At 33.0% G+C, this 6,187-nt stretch carries 3 protein-coding genes; all 3 read left to right on the forward strand.

The window, feature by feature from the left end; translation table 11 throughout:
* Positions 1-241 precede the first annotated feature (241 nt).
* A complete protein-coding gene (locus ACRBBL_RS24205) occupies positions 242-2,227 on the forward strand; it encodes a histidine kinase dimerization/phosphoacceptor domain -containing protein (protein ID WP_431371676.1) in 1,986 nt (661 codons plus the stop codon).
* Positions 2,220-2,951 carry a LytR/AlgR family response regulator transcription factor gene (locus tag ACRBBL_RS24210; RefSeq protein WP_431371677.1) on the forward strand — a complete coding sequence of 244 codons (732 nt, stop codon included), beginning with the start codon at positions 2,220-2,222 and terminating at the stop codon, positions 2,949-2,951. The genes ACRBBL_RS24205 and ACRBBL_RS24210 overlap by 8 nt, the downstream gene beginning before the upstream one ends.
* A 188-nt stretch (positions 2,952-3,139) precedes the next feature.
* Positions 3,140-6,187, forward strand: a 3,048-nt coding sequence (locus ACRBBL_RS24215; protein WP_431371678.1) for a LamG-like jellyroll fold domain-containing protein, incomplete at its 3' end; no start/stop codon positions are given.

Below are 6,187 nucleotides of genomic sequence, written 5' to 3' on the forward strand. Positions count from 1 at the left end.
GTTTGGATAGAGAAGGTTGGTTGGGGTGATTCATAAATTCATTTATGTTATTTCAAACTATAATCTTGAACATTACAATTTTCTAATTCGGCTTATATGGAGCTATATTTCCCAAAAAATATAAGAAGCTTCACATAATTTATTCTATTTAAAATAAATTATGGAGATTTATACCAAATAAACTTTAAAACGATACTAAATAATTTGAAATATATTTAGTATTAGAATATATTTATCTTCAATGAAGAAAACGATACTTATTTTATTTGTTTTTTGCCTGTTCACTGTTTTTAGTCAAGAGAAAGCGCAAGATTCTATTTCGCCTGGATTTACAGTAATTAAGAATGAAAAAGAATTTCAAAGTGCTACCGATTATTTTGAAAACTATATAAAGTTTAAAAGGTCAGAACATCAGTTTTCTTCATCCTATTTAAAGCTTGCAGAAAATTACTTAGTATGGTGCAAGAACAATACGTCTGAAAATGAAATTGTTAGAGCAAAGTATTATTTGTTTCATTATTATAATAATCAACTACAAATTGAAGAAACTATAAGACGTGCTGAAGAGTTACTTACTTACGATGCTTTTTTAAAGATGCGAGAGTCTGTTTTTGTGTTGTATGTGTTAAAGTTGGCCTATAATAATGCTGAGCGGTATGATGAATGGCTACGATTATTACCATTTTATCAAGCCCAAACAAGAATCCATGGCAGTGCATTTTCAACGGATAATACAAATGCGATTGATAAAGCTGATAATGGATTTAATCATAATTATGCACATGTTTATTACGACCTAAAAAACTTTAAACAGGCACAACAGTACTTTAAAATGCATTTAAAATATTTGTTAAACAAAGAAGATTTTTATGGAGCTAGTAGCTGTTACAACAATATTGGGTTGTCGTTTTTTAATAATCAAGAATTAGATTCAGCATTGGTCTATTACAATAAATCATTAGTATTATTAGATAGAAAAGTTATTGGTAAAAACTCTAATGTTAGTGGAATGTATTTAAAACATTTTAGAAATTCAATACGTGCCAATATTGCTAATATTTATGTAGAATATGATAAGTTTGATAAGGCTTTACCTTATCACTTTGATGTGTTAAAAACAAGCAAAACCACTCATGAAACTCACCTTGAAATAAAAGCCCATTATGATATTGCATCAATTTTTTATCATAAAGAACAACCCAAAGTAGCTTTGAAATACTTAGATAGTGTTTTTGATATTCTGAAGTATTATAAAAGTACAAGTATTACAGCTAATGCCTTAAATTTAAAGGCAAAATTATACTTGCTTAATGGAAGTAGTAAAAAGGCTAATGCGTATTTTAAAAAAGAAAAGTATTTTAAAGATTCTGTAGAATTAGCCATGGTTAGTAAAAAATATTTGCAAACTGCTGTAAAATTAGACACAAAAGATAAGGTTGACCAGCTTAAAAAAAGTAAGGTGGAGATATATAAAAATCAGCAAATTGACTTTTATCAAAAGTTAGGTATTGGTTTTTTACTCCTGCTTTTAGTAGGATTATTTTTTGTTTACAAACGAGATAGGAGTAAATCTAAAATTATTAATAATCAAAAACAGATGCTTACAAAGTCACTCAGTGAGAAAGAGGTTTTGTTAAAGGAAATACATCATCGTGTAAAAAATAATTTACAGTTGATTTCTGGATTGTTGTATTTACAATCTCATAAATATAATGATAAAGCCATTAGCACAATTGTTAATAAATCTCAAAAGCATATAAATTCTATTGCATTAATTCACGAAATGTTATACAAAAATGATAACATTGGGCTAATAAATATGCAGAACTATATAGAAGAACTTACAAACAAACTATCACAGGTTTCTCATTTGGATAATGTAACACTTGAAATAAACACCAATGCTTTGTCATTGCCGTTAAACTATGCAACAACCATTGGTTTAATAATAAATGAGTTGGTTACAAATTCATTAAAATATGCATTTAAAGATAATGATGGTAAAATTACCATTTTTATGACTGAGGTAAATACTCAAGAAATAAAGTTTGTATATAAAGATAATGGTGTGGGCATGCCATCAATTTCTGAAAAGGAACGATCAAAAACTTTAGGTTTGAGACTTATAAAAATGTTAGCCGAAGAAATTAATGCTCAACTTAAAACAGAAACTATAAACGAATTAACCTATACGTTCAAATTCAAAATAAAAGAAGAAGATGTCTAACGCTATTCACATATATATTGTTGAAGATATAGCCATATCAAGAGCATCCTTAGAAACTATGTTGCTAGCAAATGATTACGAATTATCTGGGTCGTCAGCAAAAGCCGAAGATGCTTGGGAAGAACTACAAAATTCTAAAACCGATTTAATTTTAATAGATATAAATTTAGCGGGTAAAAAGAATGGAGTTTGGTTAGCTCAAAAAATACGCCAATACCTTAATATACCTATAGTTTTTTTAACGGCTTATGGTGATCAAAAAACATTAAAAGATGTTTTAGAAACCAAACCTAATGGCTATTTAATGAAGCCCTATCAAGAACCTGCACTACTTACAACGATTACCATAGCGTTAACTAATTTTTTAAAAAACAAGAAGGAGGCAGTTGATACTGATTCCGCTATACATACGAATGGTTTTATTTTTATTAAAGATCGATTAATGAAGGTAAAGCTTAATATAAAAGATATAGAATTTATAAAGTCTGATGGTAATTATCTTGAAATCTGTTTGAAACATAAAACTCATGTTGTAAGAAGTAAATTATCGAATTTTAAAAAACATTTGCCTGAAGATTTATTCTTTCAATGTCATCAACGTTATGTAGTTAATATCTCTAAAATTAATATTGTAGGGAAAGATTACTTACAAATTAATCAACAAGATATTCTCATGTCTTCAAAATACAGAAAAACGATTGAGTTTGCATTAGGAATTGTTTAGTTCTTCAATGAAATTTATCATAAAAATGTAAGTTTTAGCTTATTGTTTAGTTTATACTTCCCAAAAATGAGTTTAATTTTCACATTTTTTTTGGAATCGTTATAGGTAAATCTAGATTTACTAATGATACTGTTATTCTTTAATCCAGATTTAATGAAGGCAGTAAGCAATAACTAAATTGATTCCCCATGAAACACATTTACAGTATATTACTATTACTTATAGTCAATCAAACCCTTTATGGACAACAAGCATCTGCTTTAAATTTTGATGGTGTCAATGATGCCATTGATTGCGGAAATCCTTCTGCATTAGACATTACAGGTACAAGTCTAACCCTTGAAGCTATTATAACCCTTGATGGTAATGGTACAATAATTAGTAAAGAGCAAAGTAGTGCGGCAGGCTATATTTTAAGACAAGATGCAGATGGAAAAATAAGCTTTTTTATAGGAAGCTCTGGGACTTGGTATGGAGTATCTACCACAATGGCAATCTCTACAGGAGTAAAATATCATATAGCGGCAACCTATGATGGTTCAAACCTAAAAATATATTTAGATGGAGTAGAAACCGCAAATTCGCCAACCACAGCTTCCATAACTAGCAGTACCTCTAATTTAACCATTGGAGATTGGCCTCTTGGTGGTAGAAATATAAATGCCACCATAGATGATATTAGAATATGGAACGTAACAAGAACAATAGCTGAGATTAGTGCTAACATGTCTACGGACTTAACATTGCCACAAACAGGCTTAGTAGCCTATTATAAATTCAATCAAGGTGTTGTAAATGCTGATAACTCTAGCGAAACCACATTATTAGATGCCACATCAAACACCCTAAATGGTACCCTAAATAATTTTGCACTAACAGGAAGCACATCTAACTGGACAGGTATAGCAGTAACCTCAGTACCAACAACCAATTTCACTACACAAATCTATACAGGCGATGATAAAGATTTAGACGATTTACAAGTCACTGGTACAGGCATACAATGGTATGCAGCTGCCTCAGGTGGAGCTGTTATACCAAGTACAACTTTATTAACCGATGGTACAACCTATTACGCTAGCCAAACCATTGCGGGTGTGGAAAGTACTGAAAGACTAGCAATCACTGTTAACCGTATCTCAGATAATACACAAACGTTTAGTGCAGGAGCAACTGTAGCAGATTTAGTAAGTACACCAAGCACAGGAGCTACAGCCACATGGTATACTTCGGCAAATGGAGGTATTGCATTAGCCGATACAGACGCTTTAAGTGTAGGCACCTATTATGTAGAAGAAATAACACTAGAGACTATAGAATCCTTAAGCTCTGGATTTAGTTCTCCTCGAGGAGTTGCAGTACAATCCGATGGAAAGATTCTAATTGCAGATAGTGGTAATGATGCTATAAAACGTATGAATGCTGACGGCACAGGTATAGAAATCTTAGGTTCTGGTTTTAATGAACCTTGGAGTATTTCGATACAACCTGATGGTAAGCTATTAGTAGCAGATACAAATAACCATATAATTAAACGTATGAATGCAGATGGTACAGGAATTGAAGCCTTAGGCTCTGGTTTGTTTTGGCCTATTAGCGTTGACGTTCAAACCGATGGTAAGATATTGATAGCAGATTTTGGTAATGAAGTCATAAAACGTATGAATGCCGATGGTACAGGTATTGAAACCTTAGGGTTTGGGTTTAATTTACCTTACGATGCAGTTGTACAATCCGATGGAAAGATTCTAATAGCAGATGCTGGTAATGATGCTATAAAACGTATGAATGCAGATGGTACCAATATTGAAATATTAGCTTCTGGATTTAGTGACCTTTTCGGCTTAGATATCCAATCCGACGGAAAAATTTTGGCAGCAACAAATTTTACAAGTAATGACATAAAACGTGTAAGTGTAGATGGTACCGTTATAGAAAACTTAGGCTCTGGGTTTAATAGCCCAAGTGGTGTTGCAGTTCAAACCGATGGAAAGATTCTAATTGCTGATAGTGGTAATAATGCTATAAAACGTATTACAGTAGCTTATACTTCTAATCGTGTGGCAGTTGTTGTTGAGGAGCAAGTTACCGCTGTACCAACAACCATATATCCTACACAAATCTATACAGGCGATGATAAAGATTTAGACGATTTGCAAGTAACAGGTACAGGCATACAATGGTATGCTGCAGCCACAGGCAATACAACCTTGTCAAATACCACATTGTTGGCAGATGGCACTACATATTACGCCAGCCAATCCATTGATGGTTTAGAAAGTATAGCGCGTTTAGCAATCACCGTTAACCGTATCTCAGACAATACACAACAATATAATGCTGGTGACACGGTTGCAGATTTAGTAAGCACACCAAGCACAGGTACAACGGCCACTTGGTATACCACAGCCATTGACGGTACAGCATTAACAGATGCAGACGTTTTAAGTGCAGGCACCTATTATGTAGAAGAAATTACACTAGAGACCATAGAAACCTTAGGTTCTGGTTTTAGTAGCCCCTTTGAGGTTGCAGTAGAATCCAATGGGAAAATCCTTATTTTAGATACTGGTAATAATGCCATAAAGCGCATGAATGCTGATGGTACAGGTATAGAAACCTTAGGTTCTGGTTTTAGTAGTCCTACTGGAGTCGCGGTACAATCCAATGGCGAAATCCTTATTGCTGATGTATTTAACAATCTGATAAAACGCATGAATGCAGATGGTACCGGTATAGAAACCTTAGGTTCTGGTTTTAATGTCCCTACTGGAGTTGCAGTACAATCCAATGGCGAAATCCTTATTGCTGATACATATAATCATGCCATAAAGCGCATGAATGCCGATGGTACAGATATAGTAACCTTAGGTTCTGGCTTTAATCGTCCTAGAGGAGTTGCAGTACAATCCGATGGAACAATCCTTGTTGCAGATGGCGGTAATAATTCTATAAAGCGCATGAATGCTGATGGTACAAATATAGTAACCTTAGGTTCTGGTTTTAATGATCCTTATAGAGTTGCAGTACAACCCGATGGAAAAATCCTTGTTGCAGATACTAATAATAGTGCCATAAAACGTATGAATGCCGATGGTACAGATATAGTAACCTTAGGTTCTGATTTTAATTTTCCTAGAGGAGGTGCAGTAGAATTCAATGGAAAAATCCTTGTTGCTGATACTAATAATAATTTCATAAAACGTTTTACAGAAGCTTATACTTCTAATCGTGTG

Source organism: Kordia sp. (genome assembly GCF_050633145.1).
In the GTDB taxonomy this organism is placed as follows: Bacteria; Bacteroidota; Bacteroidia; order Flavobacteriales; family Flavobacteriaceae; genus Kordia.